Below are 22,901 nucleotides of genomic sequence, written 5' to 3' on the forward strand. Positions count from 1 at the left end.
GCCGGCTCCACTGAGCGCGGGCTCCCTCTCCCCTCAGGGGAGAGGGTGGGGTGAGGGGTTCAGTGCCGGTGAAAGGCTTGGCGCCCGACGCGGCCCTGAACCCCTCACCCGGCGCTACGCGCCGACCTCTCCCCTCGAGGGGAGAGGTACCAGCGCCAGGCCCGGTGACGGGAAAGGGGGCCCCGCGTTGCCGCGGAACCCGCGTTCAGAACCCAGCTTACTTGAGTTCTTCAGCCTTGATGTAGCCGCTGTCGATGACGCGGGCTTCATAGTTGTTGACGTCGACTTCATACGGGGTCAGCAGGATCGACGGCACGACCTTGACGCCATTGTCATAGGTGGTGGTGTCGAGGCCGGCCGGGGTTCCGCCGGTCAGCACGGTGTCAACCAGCTCGGCAGTAATCTGGGCCAGTTCGCGGGTGTCCTTGAACACGGTCGAGTACTGCTCGCCGGCGATGATCGCCTTCACCGAAGGAACTTCGGCGTCCTGGCCCGAAATGATCGGCCAGGGCTGGTCGGCCGAGCCGTAGCCCACGCCGCGCAGCGACGAGATGATGCCGCGGCTCAGCCCGTCATAGGGCGACAGAACGGCGTCGACACGGCTGCCGTCCGAGTAGTTGGCCGACAGCAGGTTGTCCATGCGGGCCTGGGCGACAGCGCCGTCCCAACGCAGGGTGCCGACGGTTTCCATGCCCATCTGGCCGGACTTGACCACCAGGGTACCGTCGTCGATCAGCGGCTGGAACACGCTCATGGCGCCATCGTAGAAGAAGAAGGCGTTGTTGTCGTCCGGCGAGCCGCCGAACAGCTCGACATTCCACGGGCCCTTCTTGTCCGGATAGCCGAGACCCTTCAGGATCGAGCCGGCCTGCAGCACGCCCACTTCGAAATTGTCGAAGGTGGTGTAGTAGTCGACATTGGCGCTTTCGCGGATCAGGCGGTCATAGGCAATGACCTTGATGCCGGCATCGGCGGCCTGCTGCAGCACGGCGCTGAGCGTGGTGCCGTCGATCGAGGCGATCACGAGAGCTTTCACGCCTTTGGTGACCATGTTTTCGATCTGGGCGAGCTGGTTGGGGATATCGTCTTCCGCATATTGCAGATCGACCGAATAGCCCTTGGCCTCGAGGGCCGCCTTCAGCTCATTGCCGTCCGAGATCCAGCGCAGCGAGGACTGCGTCGGCATGGCAATGCCGATCGCGCCCTTGTCCTGGGCGAAGACCGCGGTGGAAGCGGTCAGCGCCATGGCGCCGACGGCCAGCACGGTGGCAAGCGTCTTGAAAATCTTCACGTCTCGACTCCCTTTGTATTTCGAGTTCAGAAGCGTTGGATGGTCGTCAGGGGAGAGGCCTCGGCGAGGTGCATGCGCGCATCGGGATGATGGATCGCGAGCGGGCGGAAAACCGAACGGACACCGCAAGGGCGTACGGCCAGCCTGTCGTGCATGAAGTCCTCCTGCATGGCGGGAATAACCGCCCTTGGGCCCTCCCAAGCCCACGGGCCGGAACCTAGGATAATCAGATACCACTGTAAAGCTGGATTCCCGCCCCATTGCATTTTTTTCGACAGCCGAATATTAACGAGAACCTATGTTTCAGGGCGATTGCGCCTCGGCCGCGCCGTCGTTATGATGGACTTGCCCATTGAGGCACGTGCCCGGAAAGATCGGAAAACGACACCGGAACAGCAAAGGTATCAGATACCTTGGAGGAGCCGTGACGACTTCGGACGAGGGTTCGCGCCCCGATCAGCCCACTGCCGCGATGGCTGTGGCGGACGCTTTGGCGCGGGTCATCCTGGGCGAATTGGGGCCGGGCTCGACCCTCCCCAGCGAGGCCGAACTGGCCACCACCTATGACGTCAGCCGCCTCACCATTCGCGAGGCGGTCAAGCTGCTCGAGGGGCGGGGACTGCTGGTCATTTCCCGCGGCCGCAAGGCGGTCGTGCGCGAACCCGATGGCGCCGCCTTCGCCGATTTCCTGACCTCGGTCATCCGATACGATTCCAAGGGTCTGTTCGATCTGATCGAGGTCCGCCTGTCGCTCGAAGTGCAGTCGGCCACCCTGGCCGCCAAGCGCGCCACCCGCGCCGGCATCGCCGCCATCGAGAGCGAGTTGCAGGGCATGCGCGACACCGTCGGCGCGCCGGGCGAGCCCATGACCCACGAACAGGAACAGGCCTTCCACACCCACGATGTCGGCTTCCACGAAGCCGTGGCGCTGGCCAGCGGCAACCGCGTCATGGGCTTTCTCTTTGAAGCCATGGCCCAGCCTTTGCGCGAAGGCTTCTTCATCAGCCGCCGCGGCCACGAGCAGCGCGGCCATACCCTGCACGACACGATCGAAGCCCATCAGCGCGTGCTCGATTGCATCAAGGCCGGCAATGGCCGCGCCGCCGGCGAAGCCATGCGCCTCCACCTCAAGGACACTGAGCGCGACATCCGCGTCGCCCTGAGCCAGCTCGCCCACCGCGCACGCAACTAAGGCCTTGCGGCATCGGCCAGCTTGGCCGAATAATCCGCCCCGAATATGCGGGACGGGCCAATGGCGCAGAGAATCGACACCTCGATCAACCGGTTGGATGACGCCGCCCGCGCCGGCTGGCTCTATTATGTCGCCGGCAATACCCAGGAAGAGATTGCATCCAAGCTCGGCATTTCGCGCCAGTCGGCCCAGCGCCTCGTCTCGCTTTCGGTCAGCGAGGGCCTGATCAAGGTGCGGCTCGATCATCCCATCGGCCGCTGCATGGACCTCGCCAGCCGCCTGCGCAGCCGCTTCGGCCTCGATCTGGTCGAAGTCGTGCCCTCCGATCCATCCAGCGAATCCACCACATCGGGCGTGGCCGAGGCCACCGCCGCCGAGATCGAGCGCTGGCTCAAGCGCCCCGATCCCATCACCATCGCCATCGGTACCGGCCGCACCCTCAAGGCCGCGGTCGAACAGCTCATGCCCATGGATTGCCCCCACCACAAGGTGGTCTCGCTGACCGGCAATATCGCCCCCGATGGCTCGGCCGCCTATTACAACGTCATTTTCAACGTCGCCGACGCGGTCAAGGCCCGTTCCTTCCCCATGCCGCTGCCGGTCATCGCCTCCTCGGCCCGCGAGCGCGAATTGCTGCATGCCCAGCCCATGATTCGGGAAACCCTGGCGCTCGCTGCCCAGGCCGACGTCACCTTCGTCGGCGTCGGCGATATCGGCCCCGATGCCCCGCTCTATCTCGACGGCTTCATCACCGATGCCGAGCTCAAGGCGCTGCAGAAGGCCGGCGCCGTCGGCGAGATTTGCGGCTGGAGCTTCGATGCCGACGGCAAGATGATCGAGGGCCTGACCAATGACCGCGTCGCTTCGGCCCCGATTCCCTCCCGCGAAAGCTCGCTCGTCGTGGCAATCGCCATGGGAAAGAGAAAATTGCCCGGCATTCGTGCCACGCTCAACCGCCGTCTGGCCAATGGCCTGATCACCGACGAGCGCACCGCCGAAGGCCTGCTGCAGATTTCGTAAGTCGTTGATCTTCTTTCGATAAAGCCACACCGAAATCGATTTCCGCCATCCATGCCCCTCGCTATGAGCGCATACCCCGCTTGACTCTGCCGCATGAGTTGTGAACATTTGCCCATCGCCGGAACAAATGCCCGTTCCGGTTACTGGGAGGTAATTGATGAAACTGACACCCATTCTCGTGGGCGCATTCACCCTTGCGCTGGCGGCATCCGCTTCTGCGCAGACGATCACCATCGCCACGGTGAACAATGGCGACATGATCCGCATGCAGGGTCTGTCCGATGCATTCACGGCCGAGACCGGCATCGAACTCAATTGGGTCGTGCTGGAAGAAAATACGCTGCGCCAGAATGTCACCACCGACATCGCCACCAATGGCGGCCAATATGACGTGATGACCATCGGCACCTATGAAGTGCCGATCTGGGCCAGGCAGGACTGGCTGGTGCCGCTCGACGCGCTCACCAGCGACGCCGATTACGACGTCGACGACCTGCTGCCGCCGATCCGCGACGGCCTGTCCGTCGACGGCAAGCTCTATGCCGCGCCCTTCTACGGCGAAAGCTCCTTCATCATGTACCGCAAGGACCTGATGGAGAAAGCCGGCCTCACCATGCCGGAAGCCCCGACCTGGGAATTCATCGGCCAGGCCGCCCGCGCCATGACCGATCGCGCCAATGACATCAACGGCATCTGCCTGCGCGGCAAGGCCGGCTGGGGCGAGAACATGGCCTTCCTCACGGCCATGTCCAACTCCTTCGGCGCCCGCTGGTTCGACGAAAACTGGCAGCCCCAGTTCAACACGCCCGAATGGAAGAACACCCTCGACACCTATCTGGGCCTGATGGCCGATGCCGGCCCGGCCGGTGCCTCGTCCAACGGCTTCAACGAGAACCTGACCCTGTTCCAGCAGGGCAAGTGCGGCATGTGGATCGACGCCACCGTCGCCGCTTCCTTCGTCACCAATCCCGCTGACTCCACCGTCGCCGACCAGGTCGGCTTCGCCCTGGCGCCCGATACGGGGCTGGGCAAGCGCGGCAACTGGCTCTGGGCCTGGTCGCTGGCCATTCCCAAGAGCTCCCAGCAGCAGGATGCGGCCGCTTCCTTCATCAAGTGGGCGACCGACAAGGCCTATCTCGAAACCGTCGCCGCACAGGACGGCTGGGCCAATGTGCCCCCGGGCACCCGTATCTCGCTCTACGAGAACCCGGAATACCAGGCCGCCGCGCCCTTCGCGGAAATGACCATGGGCTCGATCTACGCCGCCGATCCGACCCATCCCACGGTCCAGCCGGTGCCCTATGTCGGCGTGCAGTTTGTCGCCATTCCCGAGTTTGCCGGTATCGCCACCAATGTCGGCCAGCTCTTCTCGGCGGCGCTTGCCGGCCAGATGTCGGCCGACGACGCCCTGGCCCAGGCCCAGGACGCCACCCTGCGCGACATGACCCGCGCCGGCTATATCAAGTAGTCTCTCCTCCGAAGACTCCTGCGGCCGGATACTCCCGTGCCTGGCCGCAGCCTTTCGTTCGGACGCGCTGCCGGTAGCTAGTCCTCCCGCAACCTGTCCCAAACCGGAGCCGCCCGGTCAAAGGTCCCCTCTGGCGACCGGGCGGTTTCCAAATAAACTCCCTTCCACGGCGTCATTCCCGCGAAAGCGGGAATCCCCCTTCGGATTGGAGGAGAGGAGATTCCCGCTTTCGCGGGAATGACCCCGGTGAAATGGCACCAGTCCAGCCGGGATCAAGGGAGCACAAACGAATGGCCACCGCACAGACCCGCACCTTGTCCCGCGTCATGATGGCGCCAGCCGTCATCGTGCTGCTGATCTGGATGATCGTGCCGCTGGTCATGACCCTGTGGTTCTCCTTCCAGAACTACAGCCTCATCAACCCGATGATGACCGGCTTCGCCGGCTGGGGAAATTACCGCTATGTCCTCGGCGATCCCAGCTTCACCCAGTCGCTCATCAACACGCTAATCCTGGTCGGTGGCGTCCTCGTCATCACCATCGTCGGCGGCACGCTATTGGCGCTGCTGCTCGACCAGCCCATCTGGGGCCAGGGCATTCTGCGCATCATCGTCATCTCGCCCTTCTTCGTCATGCCGCCCGTCGCGGCCCTGATCTGGAAGAACGGTTTCATGCATCCCGGCTACGGCATGCTCGGGCATTTGTGGAAAGCCTTCGGCCTGCAGCCCGTCGACTGGTTCAACCAGTATCCGCTGTTTTCGGTCATCGTCATCGTCGCCTGGCAATGGCTGCCCTTCGCCACGCTGATCCTGCTCACGGCCCTCCAGTCGCTCTCCGAGGAGCAGCGCGAGGCCGCCGAGATGGATGGCGCCAACGCCATCAACCGCTTCTACTATATCATCCTGCCGCATATGGCCCGGTCGATCACCATCGTCATCCTGATCCAGACCATCTTCCTGCTCGGCATCTTCGCGGAAATCCGCGTCACCACCGGCGGCGGCCCCGGCTACGCCTCCACCAACATTGCCTTCCTGGTTTTCCGCACCGGCATCCTCAGCAACGACATCGGCGCCGGCTCGGCCGGTGGCGTCGTCGCCGTCGTCATCGCCAATATCGTCGCCATCTTCCTGATGCGCGCTGTGGGGAAGAACCTCGATGCTTAGCGCCCGGCACCAAAATACCCCCCTCCGAGCGCCGCTAGGCGCTGCGCGCCAAGCTTTGCTTGCCTCCCCCTCAAGGGGGGAGGTGGCCTCCACTTCGTGGCACTATCTCACCACATCCACCGATCCCACCCTCCCCCTTGAGGGGAGGGTAGCGAAGCTGGGCTCGCAGAGCCCTAGCGCAGCTAGGGAGGGGGTACCTTTTCCCCACCACCAAATGGCGGAGAACTAAAATGGCCCGCACCGTCCCCGCCTCCACCCGCATCGGCTTCACCGCCCTCGCCTGGCTCATCGCGCTGCTGCTGTTCTCACCCATCCTCTGGGTGCTGCTCACCGCCTTCAAGACCGAGGCCGAGGCCATCGCCGCCTCGCCCACCTTCCTGCCGCAGCAATTCACCCTGGAGAATTTCGCCGCGGTGCAGGACCGCTCGGACTATTTCAAGCACGCCTTCAACTCGATCGTGGTCTCGGTCGGCTCCACCCTGCTCGGCCTCGCCATCGGCATTCCCGCCGCCTGGGCCATGGCCTTTGCGCCGACCAGGCGCACCAAGGACGTGTTGATGTGGATGCTCTCCACCAAGATGATGCCGGCGGTGGGCGTGCTGATCCCGATCTACCTGATCTTCCGCGACCTGCGCCTGCTCGATACCCTGCAGGGCCTGACGCTGATCATGACCCTGATCAATCTGCCGATCATCATCTGGATGCTCTATACCTACTTCAAGGAAATCCCGGTCGATATCCTGGAAGCCGCCCGCATGGACGGCGCCGAGCTGTGGAACGAAATCGTCCACGTCCTCGTGCCCATGGCGGTGCCCGGCATCGCCTCCACCCTGCTGCTCAATGTCATCCTGGCCTGGAACGAAGCCTTCTGGACCATCACCCTGACCTCGGGCCGCGCCGGCACGCTGACGGCCTTCATCTCGTCCTTCTCGAGCCCGCAAGGCCTCTTCCTCGCCAAGCTCTCGGCGGCATCCCTGCTCGCCATCGCCCCCATCCTGCTCATGGGCTGGTTCAGCCAGAAACAGCTGGTGCGCGGCCTGACATTTGGTGCGGTGAAATGATGGCAGCACGCCGCATCATCGACCATGCGCCCCCTCGCCCCTCAGGGGAGAGGGTAGCGTCGCCGGGAGCGCAGCGACCTGGCAAAGCTGGGGTGAGGGGTAAAGGCCCCTCGGCTCGAGCCCCAGCCCTGAACCCCTCACCCGGCGCTGCGCGCCGACCTCTCCCCTCGAGGGGAGAGGTGACTGCCCCCGACGCCGCCTTCACCAAAGCCAAGGACTGAAAAATGGGCTCCATCTCCCTGCAACACGTCAAGAAGTCCTTCGGCGAGGTCCAGATCATCCCGGATATTTCGCTCGACATAAAGGATGGCGAATTCGTCGTCTTCGTCGGCCCCTCCGGCTGCGGCAAGTCGACCTTGCTGCGCCTCATCGCCGGCCTGGAAGACACCACGTCAGGCCAGATCCTGCTCGATGGCGAGGACATGACCAAGGCCCCGCCCGCCCGGCGGGGCCTGGCCATGGTGTTCCAGTCCTATGCGCTCTATCCGCATATGAGCGTGCGCGACAACATCGCCTTCCCGCTCAAGATGGCCAAGGCGCCCAAGGAAGTGATCGACCAGAAGGTCGAGTATGCCGCGCGCACCCTCAACCTCTCCTCCTATCTCGATCGCCGCCCCCGCGCCCTGTCCGGCGGCCAGCGCCAGCGCGTCGCCATCGGCCGCGCCATCGTGCGCGAGCCCAAGGCGTTCCTGTTCGACGAACCCCTGTCCAACCTCGACGCCGCCTTGCGCGTCAACATGCGGCTCGAAATCACCGAACTGCACCAGCAGCTCAAGACCACCATGATCTACGTCACCCATGACCAGGTGGAGGCCATGACCATGGCCGACCGCATCGTGGTGCTCAATGCCGGCAATGTGGAACAGTTCGGCTCGCCCCTCGATCTCTATAAGAAGCCCGCCAACCGCTTCGTCGCCGGCTTTATCGGTTCGCCCAAGATGAATTTCATCGACGGGTCCGAAGCCGCCAAACACAACGCCCATTCCATCGGCGTCCGCCCCGAACATTTCACCTTGGCCACGTCAGCCACATCAGACGCCTGGAAGGGCAAGGTCGGCGTCGCCGAACAGCTCGGCTCCGACACCTTCCTGCACGTCCATGTCGAGGGCCTGGGCCTCATGACCATCCGCACCGACGGCGACCAGACCTTCAGCCACGGCGACGACGTGTATCTGACGCCAGACCCCACCCGCATCTACCGCTTCGACGCAGCCGGGCTGGCGATCTGATCATGCAGCACACCCTGTCCCTCGCTCTGCCCACCCTCCCCCTTGAGGGGAGGGTAGCGCCGCTAGGCCTGAAAGGCCGTAGCAGAGCTGGGGAGGGGGTCGCTTATCCAGCGCGCTTCGGCTTCAGAACCCACTGCACCACCCCCTCCCCGGCCCTCCCCTCAAGGGGGAGGGAGGCTCGTGCCACGGCACCGAGGACTAGACCATGACCACCAAGCTCTCTGCCGCCGCCCTGCCCTCCATCACCACGGCGTCCACCCCCGCCTATGACCGTAGCACCCTCACGCCGGGCATCGTGCATTTCGGCGTCGGCAATTTCCATCGCGCCCATCAGGCCGTCTATCTCGACGACCTCTTCGCCACCGGCTCCGACCACGATTGGGCTCTGGTCGGGGCCGGGGTGCGCGAGGCCGACGAGGCCATGCGCCAGAAACTCAAGACCCAGGACTGGCTGACCACGGTGGTCGAGCAGGAAGCCGATACCAGCGCCGCCCGCGTCACCGGTCCGATGATCGACTATCTCCGCCCTGGCGACAGCGCCGCCGTTATCGCCCGCCTCACCGATCCTGCCATCCGCATCGTCTCGCTGACCATCACCGAGGGCGGCTACTATATCGACCCGGCCAGCCAGACCTTCGATCCCGGCCATCCCGATATCGCCTTCGACGCCGCCAACATGGCCGCCCCGAAAACCGCCTTCGGCCTCATCCTCGCCGGCCTCCTCGCCCGCCGCGCCGCCGGCATCGCCCCCTTCACCGTGATGAGCTGCGACAACATTCCCGGCAATGGCCACGTCACCCAAAACGCCGTGGTCGGCCTCGCCCAACTCATCGACCCCGCTTTGGCACAATGGGTCAAAGCCAGCGTCGCCTTCCCCAACGGCATGGTCGATCGCATCACCCCCGCCACTTCTCCCCGCGAGATCGCCCTGCTCGCCGAAGATTTCGGCATCGACGACAACTGGCCGGTCTTCTGCGAGAGCTTCAAGCAGTGGGTGCTCGAAGACAATTTCCCCGCCGGCCGCCCGGCGCTGGAAAAGGTCGGCGTGCAGTTCGTCAAGGACGTCGCGCCCTACGAGCACATGAAGATCCGCATCCTCAATGGCGGCCACGCCACCATCGCCTATCCGGCCGGCCTTATGGACATCCATTTCGTCCACGAGGCCATGGCCCATCCCCTGGTCGCTGCCTTCCTCAAGAAGGTCGAGCATGACGAGATCATCCCCATCGTGCCTCCGGTGCCCGACACCAACCTCGATGACTATTTCGCCATGTGTGAAAAACGGTTCGCCAATCCCAAGATCGGCGATACCGTCCGCCGGCTGGCGTTGGACGGCTCGAACCGGCAGCCCAAATTCATCATTCCGTCCGCGCTCGACCGGGTCAAACGTCAACAGTCTGCTAACGGATTGTCACTCGTTTCCGCGCTCTGGTGCCGCTATTGCCACGGCACCACCGACAGCGGCGCCGTCATCGAACCCAACGATCCCAGTTGGGATCGCCTCACCGCCCAAGCCAAGCTCGCCCGGCACGATCCCGAGGCCTGGCTCGCCATGACCGACATCTACGGCGAGCTCGCTCACAGCCCCGCCTTCCTCGCCGCCTTCACCAATGCGCTGACGACATTGTGGGACGTGGGGACCAAGGTCACTCTGGAGCGGTACTTGGCGGATCGCCTTTAGCGGCAACGACGGTATTACAAACTCGACCGTCACCCTCGGGCTTGCCCCGAGGATGACGCGCGGCGCTATCCCCACCCACTCCAGCACTGCAGCCAGGCTCCCTCTCCCTGAGGGGAGAGGGTGGGGTGAGGGGTTCAGGGCTGGTGAGTGCATGGTGCCATACGCGACATTGAACCCCTCACCCGACCCTTCGGGTCGACCTCTCCCCTCAGGGGAGAGGTGGAAGAGCCCCGCCCCTCTAGCCACTCCACTCCCCTTCGGCTACCTTCGCGCCCGAACCGGGAAGAGGGCGCTCGATCACGATGCAAAGCCTGCTTGTGGCAGTGGACGTGGGCACCGGCAGTGCCAGGGCCGGCGTGCTGACCCCACAAGGTAACCTGTTGGCACGGGCCGAATTTCCGATTCTCATGAACCGCCCCGACGCCAACCATGCCGAGCATGACAGCACCCAGATATGGGCCGCCGTCTGCGCCGCCGTACAGGAAGCCATGGCCAATGCGGGAGCCGATCCCGGCCATGTCGTCGGCCTGAGCTTCGACGCCACCTGCTCCCTCGTCATCCGCGATGCCGAGGGCCAGCCGGTCACCGTCTCGACCAACGGCGAAGACAATTGGGACACCGTGGTCTGGCTCGATCACCGCGCCCTCGCCGAAGCCGAGGAATGCACCGCCACCGGCCATCTCGTCCTCGCCTATGCCGGTGGCGTCATGTCCCCGGAGATGGAAGCGCCCAAGCTCATGTGGCTGAAACGCCATATGAAAAGCTCCTGGGAGCGGGCCGGCATGATGTTCGACCTGGCCGATTTCCTCTCCTGGAAAGCCACCGGCTCGCTCGCCCGCAGCCAGTCCACCCTCACCTGCAAATGGACCTATCTGGCCCATACCGAAACCGGCTGGCAGCCTGATTTCCTGGCTTCCGTGGGCCTTGAAGACCTGCTCGACAAGGCAGCCCTGCCCGCCAAAGCCAGCCCCGTCGGCACCGATCTCGGCCCGCTGACCGAAGCCGCCGCGGCCGAACTCGGCCTCACCACCGCCTGCCGCGTCGGCGCCGGCCTGATCGACGCCCATGCCGGCGCGCTCGGCGTGCTGGGCGCCTTTACCCACGATGTCGGCACCATAGACCGCCACCTGGCCCTGATCGCCGGCACCTCCAGCTGCGTCATGGCGCTCTCGGCCGAAGACCGGCCGACGTCAGGTGTCTGGGGCCCCTATTTCGGCGCCGTTCTGCCCGGCGTCTGGCTCAATGAAGGCGGCCAGTCCGCCACCGGCGCGGTGCTCGACCACATCATCCGCTGGCATGGCGCGGGCGGCGAACCCACTACGGAAATGCACCACCGCATCGCCCGGCGCATCATGGAACTGCGCCTGCGCGAGGGCCTGTCACTGGCCGATCGCCTGCATGTGCTGCCCGATTTCCACGGCAATCGCTCGCCGCTGGGCGACCCCTTCGCCCTCGGCGTCATCTCCGGCCTCACGCTCGACAGCGACTTCGACTCGCTCTGCCGCCTCTATTGGCGCACCGCCGTCTCCATCGCGCTGGGCGTCCGCCATATCCTCGAAACCCTCAACACCCGCGGCTACGCCATCGATACGCTGCACGTCACCGGCGGCCACACCAAGAATGCCGTGCTGATGGAGCTTTATGCCGATGCCACCGGCTGCACCGTGGTCGAGTCCTACGCCAAGGATGCCACCCTGCTCGGCATGGCCATGGTCGCCGCCACCGCCGCCGGCCTCTATCCCAGCCTCGACGCCGCCTGCCTCGCCATGCAGCAGGGCGGCAGCACTCGCGCGCCCGACCCGGCCGCCCGCCCGCAATTCGACAAGGACTACCGGATTTTCCTGGAGATGCTCCGGCAGAGGCAGATCATCGACGCGATGGTGTGAGTGCCACGCCCTCGTGGTTCGAGGCGCTGAAGAACGCGCACCTCACCATGAGGGCTACTCCCGGCGCAGTGTAGCAGTAGCCCTCATGGTGAGGCGGGAGCGTAGCGACCCTCGAACCACGAGGGCGTGGCATGGAGCCACCTAGCCCCCGCCCGCAATCCCCGCTAAGCTCTTAACCGGGAAGTCAAATTCGTGGCCTGAAACGAGCGACACAACGCATGTCGATCAAAGCCGCCGTCTATCACCTGACGCACTACAAGTATGACCGGCCGGTCTATCTCCAGCCCCAGATCATCCGCCTGCAGCCGGCGCCGCAATCCCGGACCAAGGTGCTGAGCTATTCGCTCAAGGTCTCGCCCAGCTTGCACTTTGTGAATGTGCAGCAGGACCCCTACGGCAATTTCCTCACCCGCTTCGTCTTTCCCGAGCCGGTCACCGAACTCAAGATCGAGGTCGATCTCGTCGCCGACATGACGGTCTACAACCCCTTCGACTTCTTCGTCGAAGAAAGTGCCGAGACCTTCCCCTTCACCTATCCCGAAGACCTGCGCGACGACCTTTCCATCTATATGCAGCCCGAGCCGGTCGGCCCGCTGCTGCAGAAATTCCTCGCCGGCATCGACCGCACACCGATGAACACGGTGAACTTCGTCACCGCTTTCAATGCCTCCATCCAGCAGCATATCGCCTATATCGTGCGCATGGAGACCGGCGTCTGGACGCCCGAGGAAACCCTGGGCAATGCCAAGGGATCCTGCCGCGATTCCAGCTGGCTGCTGGTGCAGACCCTGCGCCATCTCGGCTTCGCCGCCCGCTTCGTTTCTGGCTACCTGATCCAGCTCAAGCCCGACCTGGTCTCGCTCGACGGTCCCGCCGGCACCGACCACGATTTCACCGATCTGCATGCCTGGTGCGAAGTCTATCTCCCCGGCGCCGGCTGGGTCGGCCTCGACCCCACCTCGGGCCTGCTGACCGGCGAAAGCCACGTCCCCCTCGCCGCCACGCCGCATTTCCGCAACGCCGCGCCGATCTCCGGCACCGCCTCCTATGCCGAAGTGGATTTTGCCTTCGACATGCGCGTTACCCGCGTCGCCGAGCATCCGCGCATCACCAAGCCGTTCTCGGATGAGAGCTGGGATGAGCTCAATGCGCTTGGCAAACAGGTCGATAAGGCATTGATCGATAACGATGTTCGCCTCACCATGGGGGGCGAACCCACCTTCGTCTCCATTGACGATTTCGAAGCCGAGGAGTGGAATACCGGCGCCGTCGGCCCCACCAAGCGCAAGCTGGCCGACGACCTGATCCGGCGCCTGCGCGAGCGCTTCGCGCCCAACGGCATGCTGCATTACGGCCAGGGCAAGTGGTATCCCGGCGAGACCCTGCCGCGCTGGACGTTCTCACTCTACTGGCGCCGCGACGGCAAGCCGGTCTGGACCGACGAGACGCTGATCGCGCGCGAAGGCGTCAAAACCACCGCGACCCACGAGGACGCCCGCAAGTTCCTCGACAGCTTCGCCCGCCATCTCGGCCTGTCCGGGGAAACCATCGCCGAGGCCTATGAAGATCCCGGCGAGTGGCTGCTCAAGGAAGCCAATCTGCCCGCCAATGTCGATCCGGCGAATTCCGAACTGGCCGATCCGGAAGCCCGCTCGCGCATCGCCAAGGTGTTCGAGCGCGGGCTGACCAACCCGACCGGCTACGTGCTGCCAGTACAGCGCTGGAACGCCGTCGCGTCGAGCCCGTGGCTCACCGAAAAGTGGAAAACCCGCCGCGGCAAGCTGTTCCTCGCCCCTGGCGACAGCCCGGCCGGCTATCGCCTGCCGCTGAGCTCGCTCAAGCATCTCAATGCGACGGACTATCCTCATGTCGTGCCGCAGGACCCTGGCGCGCCGCGCGGCGCACTGCCCGATCCGGAAAACCTGCTCAGGCCCGACCCCCGCGCCCAGGCGACGACCGACTTTACCGCGGCCACCGAGCAGCAGGATCGCATCGAGCAGGAGATCAGCGAGATCGAAGGCGTGGTGCGCACCGCCGTCACCGCCGAAATCCGCGATCATCGCCTCTGCGTCTTCCTGCCGCCGGTGGAGAAGCTGGAGGACTATCTCGAACTGGTCGCCGCCACCGAGGCCGCCGCGAAGGAAATCGGCTTGCCGGTGCATCTCGAAGGCTACGCCCCGCCGCACGACGCGCGCCTCAACGTCATCCGCGTCGCCCCCGATCCGGGCGTTATCGAGGTCAATATCCACCCGGCCGCAAGCTGGGACGATTGCGTCGCCACCACCACCGCCATCTACGAGGAAGCCCGCCTCTCCCGCTTGGGCGCCGACAAGTTCATGATCGACGGCCGTCATACCGGCACCGGCGGCGGCAACCATGTCGTGGTCGGCGGCGCCACCCCGCATGACAGCCCTTTCCTGCGCCGGCCTGATCTGCTCAAGTCGCTGGTGCTGCACTGGCAGCGCCACCCGGCGATGAGCTACCTGTTCTCGGGCCTCTTCATCGGCCCCACCAGCCAGGCGCCGCGCTTCGATGAGGCGCGCCACGACAGCCTCTATGAACTCGAAATCGCCATGGCACAGGTGCCCCATCCCGCCTCGGGTGATCCGGCACCCCTGCCCTGGCTGGTCGATCGCCTGTTCCGCAACCTGCTGGCCGACGTTACCGGCAATACTCACCGCTCCGAGATTTGCATCGACAAGCTCTATTCCCCCGACGGCCCCACCGGTCGGCTTGGCCTGGTCGAATTCCGCGGCTTCGAGATGCCCCCCAATGCGCGCATGAGCCTGGCGCAGCAGGTGCTGATCCGCGCCCTCATTGCCCGCTACTGGACCGACCCGCTCGATGGCGGCTTCGCCCGCTGGGGCACCACTTTGCATGATCGCTTCATGCTGCCGCACTATGTCTGGCAGGATTTTCTCGACGTCCTCGCCGATCTCGATCGCCATGGCTTCACGCTCGATCCAGCCTGGTTTGCCGCCCAGCTCGAATTCCGCTTCCCCTTCTGCGGCGAGGTCGAATACGAGGGCGTCCGCCTCGAACTGCGCCAGGCGCTCGAACCCTGGCACGTCATGGGCGAACAGGGCGCCATCGGCGGCACCGTGCGTTTCGTGGACTCTTCGGTCGAGCGCCTGCAGGTCAAGCTCGAAGGCCTCAATCCCGAGCGCTACGCCGTTGCCTGCAACCAGCGCCCGGTGCCTTTGCGCAAGACGGAGACGGCCGGCATTTCCGTCGCCGGCGTCCGCTACAAGGCGTGGCAGCCGGCCTCTGGCCTGCATCCCGTGCTGCCGGTCAACACGCCGCTGGTCTTGGACATCTACGACACCTGGACCCAGCGCCCGGTTGGCGGCTGCGTCTATCACGTCGCCCATCCGGGTGGCCGCAGCTACGACACTTTCCCGGTCAACGGTAATGAGGCCGAAGCCAGGCGCCTTGCGCGGTTTGTGCCGCAGAACTACACGGCCGGCGGCTATGCCCTGCGCACGGAAAAGCCTGCGGACGAGTTCCCGCTAACGCTTGACCTGCGCAGGCCGCCGCGCTTCTGGTAACGCGATGAGCACACGGAATCAAAACTCAAAGGGTAAGCCGCCAGCCGGACCCAGCATTGTTGCTGATTATCGCCTGCAACCCGGCGTACCCGACGAGATGATCGACCCCCAGGGCAATATCCGCCCCGGCTGGTTCGAGCTCATGGCGGCTTTCGACCGGCTCGGCCCCACCGAGCTCTCTGCCCGCTTCGAGCGGGCCGACCAGTATCTGCGCGATGCCGGGGTGTTCTATCGCAAATATGACGGCGCCGAGGGCAAGGAACGCGACTGGCCGCTGGCCCATGTGCCGCTGCTGATCGACGAGACCGACTGGAGCCGTATCAGTTCCGGCCTGATCCAGCGCGCCGAACTGCTCGAAACCGTCATTGCCGACATCTATGGCGACAACCTGCTGGTGCAGCAGGGCCTGCTGCCGCCCGAGCTGGTGGCGCGCAATGGCGAATTCCTGCGCCCCCTGGTCGGCGTAAAGCCGGTCAGTGGCCATTACCTGCATTTCTGCGCCTTCGAGCTGGGTCGCGGTCCCGATGGCGCCTGGTGGGTGCTGGGCGACCGCGCCCAGGCGCCATCCGGCGCCGGCTTCGCGCTGGAAAACCGTGTCGCCACCACGCGGGCGCTGTCAGACATTTACGCGGACATGAATGTCCATCGCCTGGCTGGGTTCTTCCGCGGCTTCCGCGATACGCTGTTCGCCGATGCCAAGCGCGACGGTGGCCGCGTCGGCATATTGACGCCCGGCCAGCTCAACGAGACCTATTTCGAGCATGCCTATATCGCGCGCTATCTCGGCCTGATGCTGCTCGAAGGCGAGGACCTGGTGATCGAGGACGGCAATGTCATGGTGCGCACCGTGGCCGGACTCAAGCCGGTCAGCGTGCTGTGGCGCCGCATGGATGCCAGCTTCGTCGATCCGCTCGAACTGCGCTACGACAGCCGCATCGGCACGCCCGGCATGGTGGAAGCGCTGCGCCATGGCTCCATCTCCGTGATCAATGCGCTGGGCACCGGCCTGCTGGAAACCCGCGCCCTCGCCGCCTTCATGCCGCGTCTCGCGCAAAAGCTGCTCGGCACCGACCTGCTATTGCCGGAAATCGCCACCTGGTGGTGCGGCCAGCCGAGCGAACAGAACCACGTCATCGACAATTTCGACAACCTGCTGATCGGCCCCGCCTTCGCCACCACCCTGCCCTTCGACGACCTGCGCGGCACTGCGCTCGGCTCCTCCATTCCGCCCGAGCCGAAGGCCGCCCTGATCGAGCGCATCCGCGCCAACGGCGCCGACTATGTCGGGCAGGAACCGGTGCGGCTCTCGACCGCGCCAGTCTATGTCGATGGCAAGCTGCAACCGCGCCCGATCACCTTGCGCGTCTATGCCGCCCGTACCAGCGACGGCTGGACCATCATGCCCGGCGGCTTTGCCCGCGTCGGCTCGACATCGGATGCCTCGGCCATATCCATGCAGCGCGGCGGCCACGCCGCCGACGTCTGGGTGCTGTCGTCGAAGCCCGTCGAGCGGGTGTCGCTGCTGCCGCAGGACGGGCGCAAGCTGGTGCGTAATTCGCCCGGCAGCCTCCCCAGCCGTGCCGCCGACAATCTGATCTGGCTGGGCCGCTATGCCGAGCGCTGCGAAGCCACCGTGCGCATCCTGCGCGCCTACAATGCCCGCCTGGCCGAACTCAGCAAGACCGACCTGCCCATCCTGACCCATTGCGCCGCGTTCCTCGACAGCATCGATGTCGATGCCTCGGAGGCCATGCCGCAAGGTCTGCTGGCTTCCATCGACAGCGCCGTCCACAGCGCCGGGCAAATCCGCGACCGCTTCTCGCCCGATGGCTGGCTGGCGCTCAACGACCTGCAGAAGACCGCGCAGCGTTTCGCCACCCGCATCAAGCCGGGCGACGACGCCACCCGCGCCATGACGGTGCTGCTGCGCAAGCTGGCCGGCTTTTCCGGCCTCGTGCATGAAAACATGTATCGCTTCGCCGGCTGGCGGTTCCTCGAACTCGGCCGGCGCCTTGAACGCGCCATCCAGATCGCCCGCATTACCGGCTGGCTGACCGACAAGGATGCGCCGGACGGCTCGCTCGAAATGCTGCTCGAAATTGGCGACAGCGTCATGTCGCATCGCCGCCGCTATTCGGTGAGCGCCGGCACGCAGAGCGCCATCGACCTCTTGGCGCTCGATCCGCTCAATCCCCGCTCGGTCATCTTCCAGCTCACCGAACTGCGTGCCCAGATCGAAATGCTGCCTGGGGGCATAGACGACGGCCAGCTGTCGCCCGCCGCCAAGGCGGCCCTGCAAATCGAGAGCGACCTGCGCATAGCCGAGCCATCGGACATGACGCCCGGGCGCCTCGACAAGCTGGCCGCCGATCTCGGCATGCTGGCCGGCCTCGTGGCCGCAGCATATTTCGTGTGAGGCGTCGATGTGCTCAATAGCCCACCAGCCACTGCGGGTTGCGGACGCTTTGGTGGAAATCCGGTGATGCTCTACGATGTCCGGCTCGAACTGCATTACGACTATGATGCCATCGTGCATGGCGGCCGCCACCTGATCCGTGTGGCGCCGATCACCATTCCCGGCGTGCAGCGCGTCATTGCCGCCGGGCTCTCGTTCGAGCCGCGTCCGCAGCGCGAGAGCAGCTTTACCGATTTCTTCGGCAATTCAGTCACCACGCTCACTTATCTCGCGCCACACGACCATCTCGATATCCGCCTTACGGCGCGCGTGCAGGTGGAGGATGTCCATCCTCCCGCCGACCTTTCGCCATCGCGCCAGGCCCTGCGCCAGGAGATCACCCGCTACTGGTCGGTGGAGCCCGACAGCCCGCAGCATTTCATCGGCGCCTCGCCGCGCGTGCAGCTCGTCCCCGCCATCACCGAATATGCCGCGCGGGTCACCGCTGAAATGCCATCGGTACTGACTTCGGCCCTTGCCCTCTGCATGGCCATCCATCGCGACTTTGCCTATGACGCCAAGGCGACCGATGTGGAAACCAAACCGGCCGAGGCCTTCGCCCTGCGCAAGGGCGTCTGCCAGGATTTTGCCCATGTGATGATTGCAGGCCTTCGCGGCATCGGCATTCCCGCTGGCTATGTGTCGGGGTTCCTGCGCACCAATCCGCCGCCCGGCAAGCCGCGGCTGGAAGGCGCCGACGCCATGCATGCCTGGATTCGCGCCTGGTGCGGCCAGCATGTCGGCTGGGTCGAGTTCGATCCCACCAATGCCATGATTGCCGGGCCCGACCACATCGCCATCGGCCATGGCCGCGACTATGCCGATATCTCGCCCATCGTGGGCGTGCTCAAGACGCATGGCTCGCACGAGACCACGCAATCGGTGGATGTCATCAGGGTCGAATAGCGACCGACTGATTCAATTGCCGCCACGGAACCAAAGCCGATCCCGCCCCGTTCTTTGGGCACGCGCATCATTTGCGCAACGGATCAAGGCGGAGGCCGGCATGACTCACATGGAAATCAAGGCACTCGAAAATGCGAGCCGCGCAGCGGTATGGACCGAAGGCTATGATGGGGAAACCCACTATGCCGAAGTGCTCAAGGCTTTGACGCCAGCGCTGTTCATCCTGGCGGCCGCTGTCGGCCTGATGCTGGCAATCCTCTAGTCAACATACCAAGCGTCACAAGAACAATAACCAAGGAGAGCGACCATGGGTTTGGGTACTATTCTCATCATCATCCTCATTCTGCTGCTGATCGGCGCGCTGCCCAATTGGGGCTATTCGCGCGGCTTCGGCTACTTCCCGTCCGGCATCCTGGGTGTCGTGCTTGTGGTCATTCTCATCCTCGTCTTGATGGGACGCATCTAACCACCTGGTAATCATAAAAGGCGCAGCCAGTTCTCTGGTTCTCACGCAGTGAGAAGCGCCCGCGGGTCGGGAGTTGCCCCCCTTTCACCCGCCCCTTGCCACCCCGATGCGCGCAGTGCGCATCGGGGTGTCTTCTTTCCAGCGCCTTGGAACCGCAGCGTTTTCCGTACGTTGATCCTCAATAAATTGACAGGAGCGTCATATGGCTACCACATCCGACCTCGCCCCCGGCCGCAAGCCGGTCGCCGCCCGTGCCAGCCGCGCCAGCGCCAAGGCGCGCGAAGCCCAGCTCGAAGACCAGGTCGCCCAGTTACAGGACGACATCAAGGCTATTGCCGCGACCCTCGCCCGCCTGAGCAATGACAAGGTCAACGAGGTGAAATCCGTTGCCAAGGGCGAGGCCCATAACCTGCAGCGCCAGGCCGAGCAGGTCGTCGGAGACGTGCAGGACCAGGCCAGCGCCATGGAAAAGCAGCTCAAGGACACCATTCGCGAAAAGCCGCTGACCGCCGTGGCCAGCGCGGTCGGCATCGGTTTCATTCTCGCGCTGCTGTCCCGGCATTAGCCATGCATCTTCTGGCTCCACTCGCCGCCCTGCTCGGCATCGAGGTCGAAGCGATCACCGAACGCGTCCGCAACGCCATCATCATCAATGCGGTGATGATCGGGCTGGCGCTGGTCGGGGTGAGCTTCCTGCTCGTCGCCGGATTTTTCGCCCTGACCGAACTTTATGGCGTGATCTATGCGGCCTTGATCCTGGCCGCCGTGTTCCTGGTGCTGGCATTGGCCGTCTATCTCGGGACACGGATCGGCGAAAGCCGGCGCCGCCGCGAAGTGGCCAGCAAACGCCGTTCGAGCGAAACCAGCGCCTTCGTGACCACGGCCGCATTGACGGCTTTGCCGGTGATCCTCAGGTCGCCCCTCGCGCGAACCATTGGCCTGCCGGCAGCCGCCATCGCCGCCTATCTGCTGGTCCGCGGCGGCGACGACAGGTCCGAAGATTGAGTGTCTAGTCCTGCTCGGCCGGCAGCGGCATCCAGATATGGGCGACCACACCTCCGGGATCGAAGCTGAGCTTGACCTCGCTGTCGAGCACCTTGGCGAGGCTGCGTTCGATCAGCCTGGCGCCCATCCCGTATTCGGCGGGCCGTGATACATCCGGCCCGCCGCTTTCCCGCCAGGTGAGCGACAACCCGCGCACCGGCCGGTGCTTTATTTCCCAGTCTATGCTCACCATGCCCTGGTCTCCCGACCATGCGCCGTAGCGGTGCGCGTTGGTCGTCAACTCGTGCAGGATCAACCCCAGCCCCAGCGCATGGTCGGCCGGCAATTCGACATCCTCGCCCCGGACCTCGGCGCGATCCGGCTCTGTGCGGAAACCCGGCCCGAGCTGCGAAGCGATGACTTCGTAGAGCTGCACCCCCAACCAGTCGCGATCGGCCAGCAGCACATGCGCGTCCGAGATGGTGCGCAGCCGCCCCGAAAAGGCGTCGATGAAATCCTGGGGATCGGGGTTTTGCCTTATGGTCTGGCGCGCCACCGACTGGATCATCGCCAGCGTATTTTTCACCCGGTGATTGAGTTCGCGCAGCAATAGCCTTGTATGCTCGGCGCTCTGCTTGCCTTCGGAAATGTCGATGACGACGCCCATCATCACCAGCGGATTGCCCTCGGCATCGCGCTGGTAGACGCGGCCGCGCATGGTGAGCCAGCGGCCGGTAGCGGCCGTGCGGGCCTCGGCGCTATAGTCCTCGCCATCGCGGAAGCTGGCTTCGATACCCGCTTCCACCATCGGCCGGTCGCCGGGATGGGTCGCGCCCAGCACGTCCTCGACCCGCACCGTCTCGCCTTCCGGCAATTCATACATGCGGCGGAACATGTCGTTGCAGGCGACTTCGCCGGTGCGCACGTCCCATACCCAGCTTCCCACCTTGCCCGCTTCCAGCGTCAGCGCGTGGCGCCATTCCTCCCGGACCAGCGCAGCGGCGGTGCGCGCACGCACCCTCGCCTCGTCCTTGAGGGCAAAGAGGGTTGAACTGAGAGCGGCGAGACTCACCAGTTGCTCGGTCAGGCCGGGCTCCAGCGCGTCGCGAGGCTGGCTGCTGATGACACAGAGCGAGCCCACCTTCTGCCCATTCACGATCACCGCCGCACCAGCATAGAACCGGATGCCGGGCCATCCGGTCACCAATGGATTATTCTTGAAGCGCTCGTCCCTGGTCGCATCCAGCACGACCAGCGTATCTTCGTCCCCAGGCAGGGCGATGGCATGGGCGCAGAACGAGGTCTCGGTCAAAGCCTCGGTGACATCGTTGACGCCGAAGCACGCCCGAAACCATTGCCGCTCCTTGTCGATGAGCGTCACCAAGGCAATCTCGGCTTTGAAGATAAATGCCGCGGTCCGGCTCAAACGCTCGAAATCCGCATCTGCGTGGCTATCGACCACGTCCAGCGCCGCTAGCGCACCCAGCCGCCCCGGATCATCCACTACCTTCCGCACATCGTCCGGAAGGTCCCCCTTGTCTGTCACTTCCAGTCCTGACGCTTCTGCAAAATACCCAATACTTACAGGCCGATTTCCCGTAACGCCGCAAGCGGGCAATGGTTCCGAACATTTTATTCGGTTTGCGCGTCTATTGTGCCGCGCGGCAATATCACCTTGAGCGCCGCCGGATGAACCTTGAGCGTCACCGAGCGATCGAGCTTGATCAGTTCGCCATCGATGACGGCATGGGCACCGCGTTTGCGCCTGGGAAAATGCAGCGTCACCTCGGCGACTTCCTTTTCCGAGACCATCGGGCTGGCGCGCCAGGTGCCGAGGAATACATCGGCCGAGAGCTTGAGCAGTTCCGAGGTCGAAACCGCCGCGGCCACATAGACGCCGAGCACGCCGCCATCGAGCCGGTCGGCATGGATCTGGCCTTCGCCCAGCGGATTGTTGGACACGGCAATGCCGGAGACCAGGCGCTTGTCTATGCCCTTGCGCGTATGGAACTCCGCCTCGAACCGGGGCGGGTTGACGGCCGCCGCGGCAATGGCCCGCAGGCTGGCCAGCATCTTGCCGGTGCGGCTGCCATAGGCCATGCCTTCGCGGATACGGACCAGCCGGGCGTGAATGCCGACTCCGAACTGGTGCACGAACGGCCGGTCATTGGCGGTGGCGATATCGACCGCGCCCACCGTGCCGGCTGCTATCGCCTCCAGCGCGTCCTCCAGTACCAGCGGCACCCTGAGCGCCCGGGCGAACAAATTCATCGTTCCTGCGGGCAAGACAGCAAGCGGCATTCCGGTTTCGTAGGCTATGCCGGCCGCGGTGGAGATGGTGCCATCGCCGCCGCCGGCCATCACTGCATCGACGCCCTTACTGGTGGCGGCCTTGCGCAACGCCGTTTCGACATGGCCCCCGGCCACCACCTGGCAGTCGAGTATGTGCCCGTGCCGGGCAAATATTTCGGCGGCACTGGCGGAGAAAGCCGCCAGATCCATCGTTCGCAGCGTCCCGCCATCGCGGTTGAGAACGGCAATGATATGCAAT

The 22,901-nt window shown here is 64.7% G+C and carries 19 protein-coding genes; 15 read left to right on the forward strand and 4 right to left on the reverse strand.

Going from position 1 to position 22,901, the window contains the following annotated elements:
- Positions 1-217: 217 nt before the first annotated feature.
- Both chvE and ASD04_RS19970 read right to left on the reverse strand, forming a co-directional pair.
- Positions 218-1,246 carry a multiple monosaccharide ABC transporter substrate-binding protein gene (chvE, locus tag ASD04_RS07475; RefSeq protein ID WP_056255483.1) on the reverse strand — a complete coding sequence of 343 codons (1,029 nt, stop codon included), beginning with the start codon at positions 1,244-1,246 and terminating at the stop codon, positions 218-220.
- 71 nt (positions 1,247-1,317) lie between these two features.
- Entirely contained in the window at positions 1,318-1,446 is a 129-nt protein-coding gene (locus ASD04_RS19970) for a hypothetical protein (protein WP_280137668.1), read from the reverse strand.
- Between the two features lie 269 nt (positions 1,447-1,715).
- Here ASD04_RS19970 and ASD04_RS07480 point away from each other — a divergent pair, with 269 nt between their 5' ends.
- The 15 genes from ASD04_RS07480 to ASD04_RS07545 all read left to right on the forward strand — a co-directional run bounded on the left by ASD04_RS07480 (position 1,716) and on the right by ASD04_RS07545 (position 20,371).
- A complete protein-coding gene (locus ASD04_RS07480; RefSeq protein ID WP_056254804.1) occupies positions 1,716-2,483 on the forward strand; it encodes a FadR/GntR family transcriptional regulator in 768 nt (255 codons plus the stop codon).
- A 60-nt stretch (positions 2,484-2,543) separates the two neighbouring features.
- Positions 2,544-3,503: a sugar-binding transcriptional regulator gene (locus ASD04_RS07485; protein ID WP_056254806.1), complete on the forward strand. Its 960-nt coding sequence runs from the start codon at positions 2,544-2,546 to the stop codon at positions 3,501-3,503.
- Positions 3,504-3,660: 157 nt separating this feature from the next.
- Complete coding sequence (locus ASD04_RS07490; RefSeq protein ID WP_056254809.1) at positions 3,661-4,971, forward strand: sugar ABC transporter substrate-binding protein; 1,311 nt, start codon at positions 3,661-3,663, stop codon at positions 4,969-4,971.
- Positions 4,972-5,261: 290 nt separating this feature from the next.
- The gene (locus tag ASD04_RS07495) at positions 5,262-6,134 is read left to right on the forward strand and encodes a sugar ABC transporter permease (protein ID WP_056254812.1); all 873 of its coding nucleotides are present in this window, start codon (positions 5,262-5,264) and stop codon (positions 6,132-6,134) included.
- A 230-nt stretch (positions 6,135-6,364) separates the two neighbouring features.
- Positions 6,365-7,195, forward strand: a complete 831-nt coding sequence (locus tag ASD04_RS07505; protein ID WP_056254818.1) for a carbohydrate ABC transporter permease — start codon at positions 6,365-6,367, stop codon at positions 7,193-7,195.
- A 224-nt stretch (positions 7,196-7,419) separates the two neighbouring features.
- Positions 7,420-8,424, forward strand: a complete 1,005-nt coding sequence (locus ASD04_RS07510; protein ID WP_056254821.1) for an ABC transporter ATP-binding protein — start codon at positions 7,420-7,422, stop codon at positions 8,422-8,424.
- A 205-nt stretch (positions 8,425-8,629) separates the two neighbouring features.
- Positions 8,630-10,105 carry a mannitol dehydrogenase family protein gene (locus tag ASD04_RS07515; RefSeq protein WP_056254824.1) on the forward strand — a complete coding sequence of 492 codons (1,476 nt, stop codon included), beginning with the start codon at positions 8,630-8,632 and terminating at the stop codon, positions 10,103-10,105.
- A 302-nt stretch (positions 10,106-10,407) separates the two neighbouring features.
- The gene (locus tag ASD04_RS07520; RefSeq protein ID WP_056254827.1) at positions 10,408-11,991 is read left to right on the forward strand and encodes an FGGY-family carbohydrate kinase; all 1,584 of its coding nucleotides are present in this window, start codon (positions 10,408-10,410) and stop codon (positions 11,989-11,991) included.
- A 218-nt stretch (positions 11,992-12,209) separates the two neighbouring features.
- Positions 12,210-15,539 carry a transglutaminase family protein gene (locus ASD04_RS07525; RefSeq protein WP_056254832.1) on the forward strand — a complete coding sequence of 1,110 codons (3,330 nt, stop codon included), beginning with the start codon at positions 12,210-12,212 and terminating at the stop codon, positions 15,537-15,539.
- Between the two features lie 4 nt (positions 15,540-15,543).
- The gene (locus ASD04_RS07530) at positions 15,544-17,955 is read left to right on the forward strand and encodes a circularly permuted type 2 ATP-grasp protein (RefSeq protein ID WP_056254834.1); all 2,412 of its coding nucleotides are present in this window, start codon (positions 15,544-15,546) and stop codon (positions 17,953-17,955) included.
- A gap of 66 nt (positions 17,956-18,021) precedes the next feature.
- Positions 18,022-18,900: a transglutaminase family protein gene (locus ASD04_RS07535; RefSeq protein ID WP_056254837.1), complete on the forward strand. Its 879-nt coding sequence runs from the start codon at positions 18,022-18,024 to the stop codon at positions 18,898-18,900.
- 100 nt (positions 18,901-19,000) lie between these two features.
- Positions 19,001-19,162, forward strand: a complete 162-nt coding sequence (locus tag ASD04_RS19365; RefSeq protein ID WP_156461152.1) for a hypothetical protein — start codon at positions 19,001-19,003, stop codon at positions 19,160-19,162.
- 45 nt (positions 19,163-19,207) lie between these two features.
- A complete protein-coding gene (locus tag ASD04_RS19110; protein ID WP_082531061.1) occupies positions 19,208-19,366 on the forward strand; it encodes a DUF3309 family protein in 159 nt (52 codons plus the stop codon).
- Positions 19,367-19,568: 202 nt separating this feature from the next.
- Positions 19,569-19,931 (forward strand): DUF883 family protein, encoded by a 363-nt coding sequence (locus ASD04_RS07540; RefSeq protein ID WP_056254840.1) that lies wholly within the window; start codon positions 19,569-19,571, stop codon positions 19,929-19,931.
- 2 nt (positions 19,932-19,933) lie between these two features.
- On the forward strand, positions 19,934-20,371 hold the full coding sequence (locus ASD04_RS07545; RefSeq protein ID WP_056254841.1) for a hypothetical protein: 438 nt from the start codon (positions 19,934-19,936) through the stop codon (positions 20,369-20,371).
- Positions 20,372-20,375: 4 nt separating this feature from the next.
- On the opposite strand, the gene ASD04_RS07550 is transcribed toward ASD04_RS07545, so the two are convergent.
- Complete coding sequence (locus ASD04_RS07550) at positions 20,376-21,896, reverse strand: HWE histidine kinase domain-containing protein (RefSeq protein ID WP_156461153.1); 1,521 nt, start codon at positions 21,894-21,896, stop codon at positions 20,376-20,378.
- A gap of 86 nt (positions 21,897-21,982) precedes the next feature.
- On the reverse strand, positions 21,983-22,900 hold the full coding sequence (locus ASD04_RS07555) for a diacylglycerol kinase family protein (RefSeq protein ID WP_056254847.1): 918 nt from the start codon (positions 22,898-22,900) through the stop codon (positions 21,983-21,985).
- Between the last annotated feature and the right edge of the window lies 1 nt (position 22,901).

The sequence above is a fragment of the Devosia sp. Root436 genome, from assembly GCF_001426345.1.
Classification (GTDB): Bacteria; Pseudomonadota; Alphaproteobacteria; order Rhizobiales; family Devosiaceae; genus Devosia.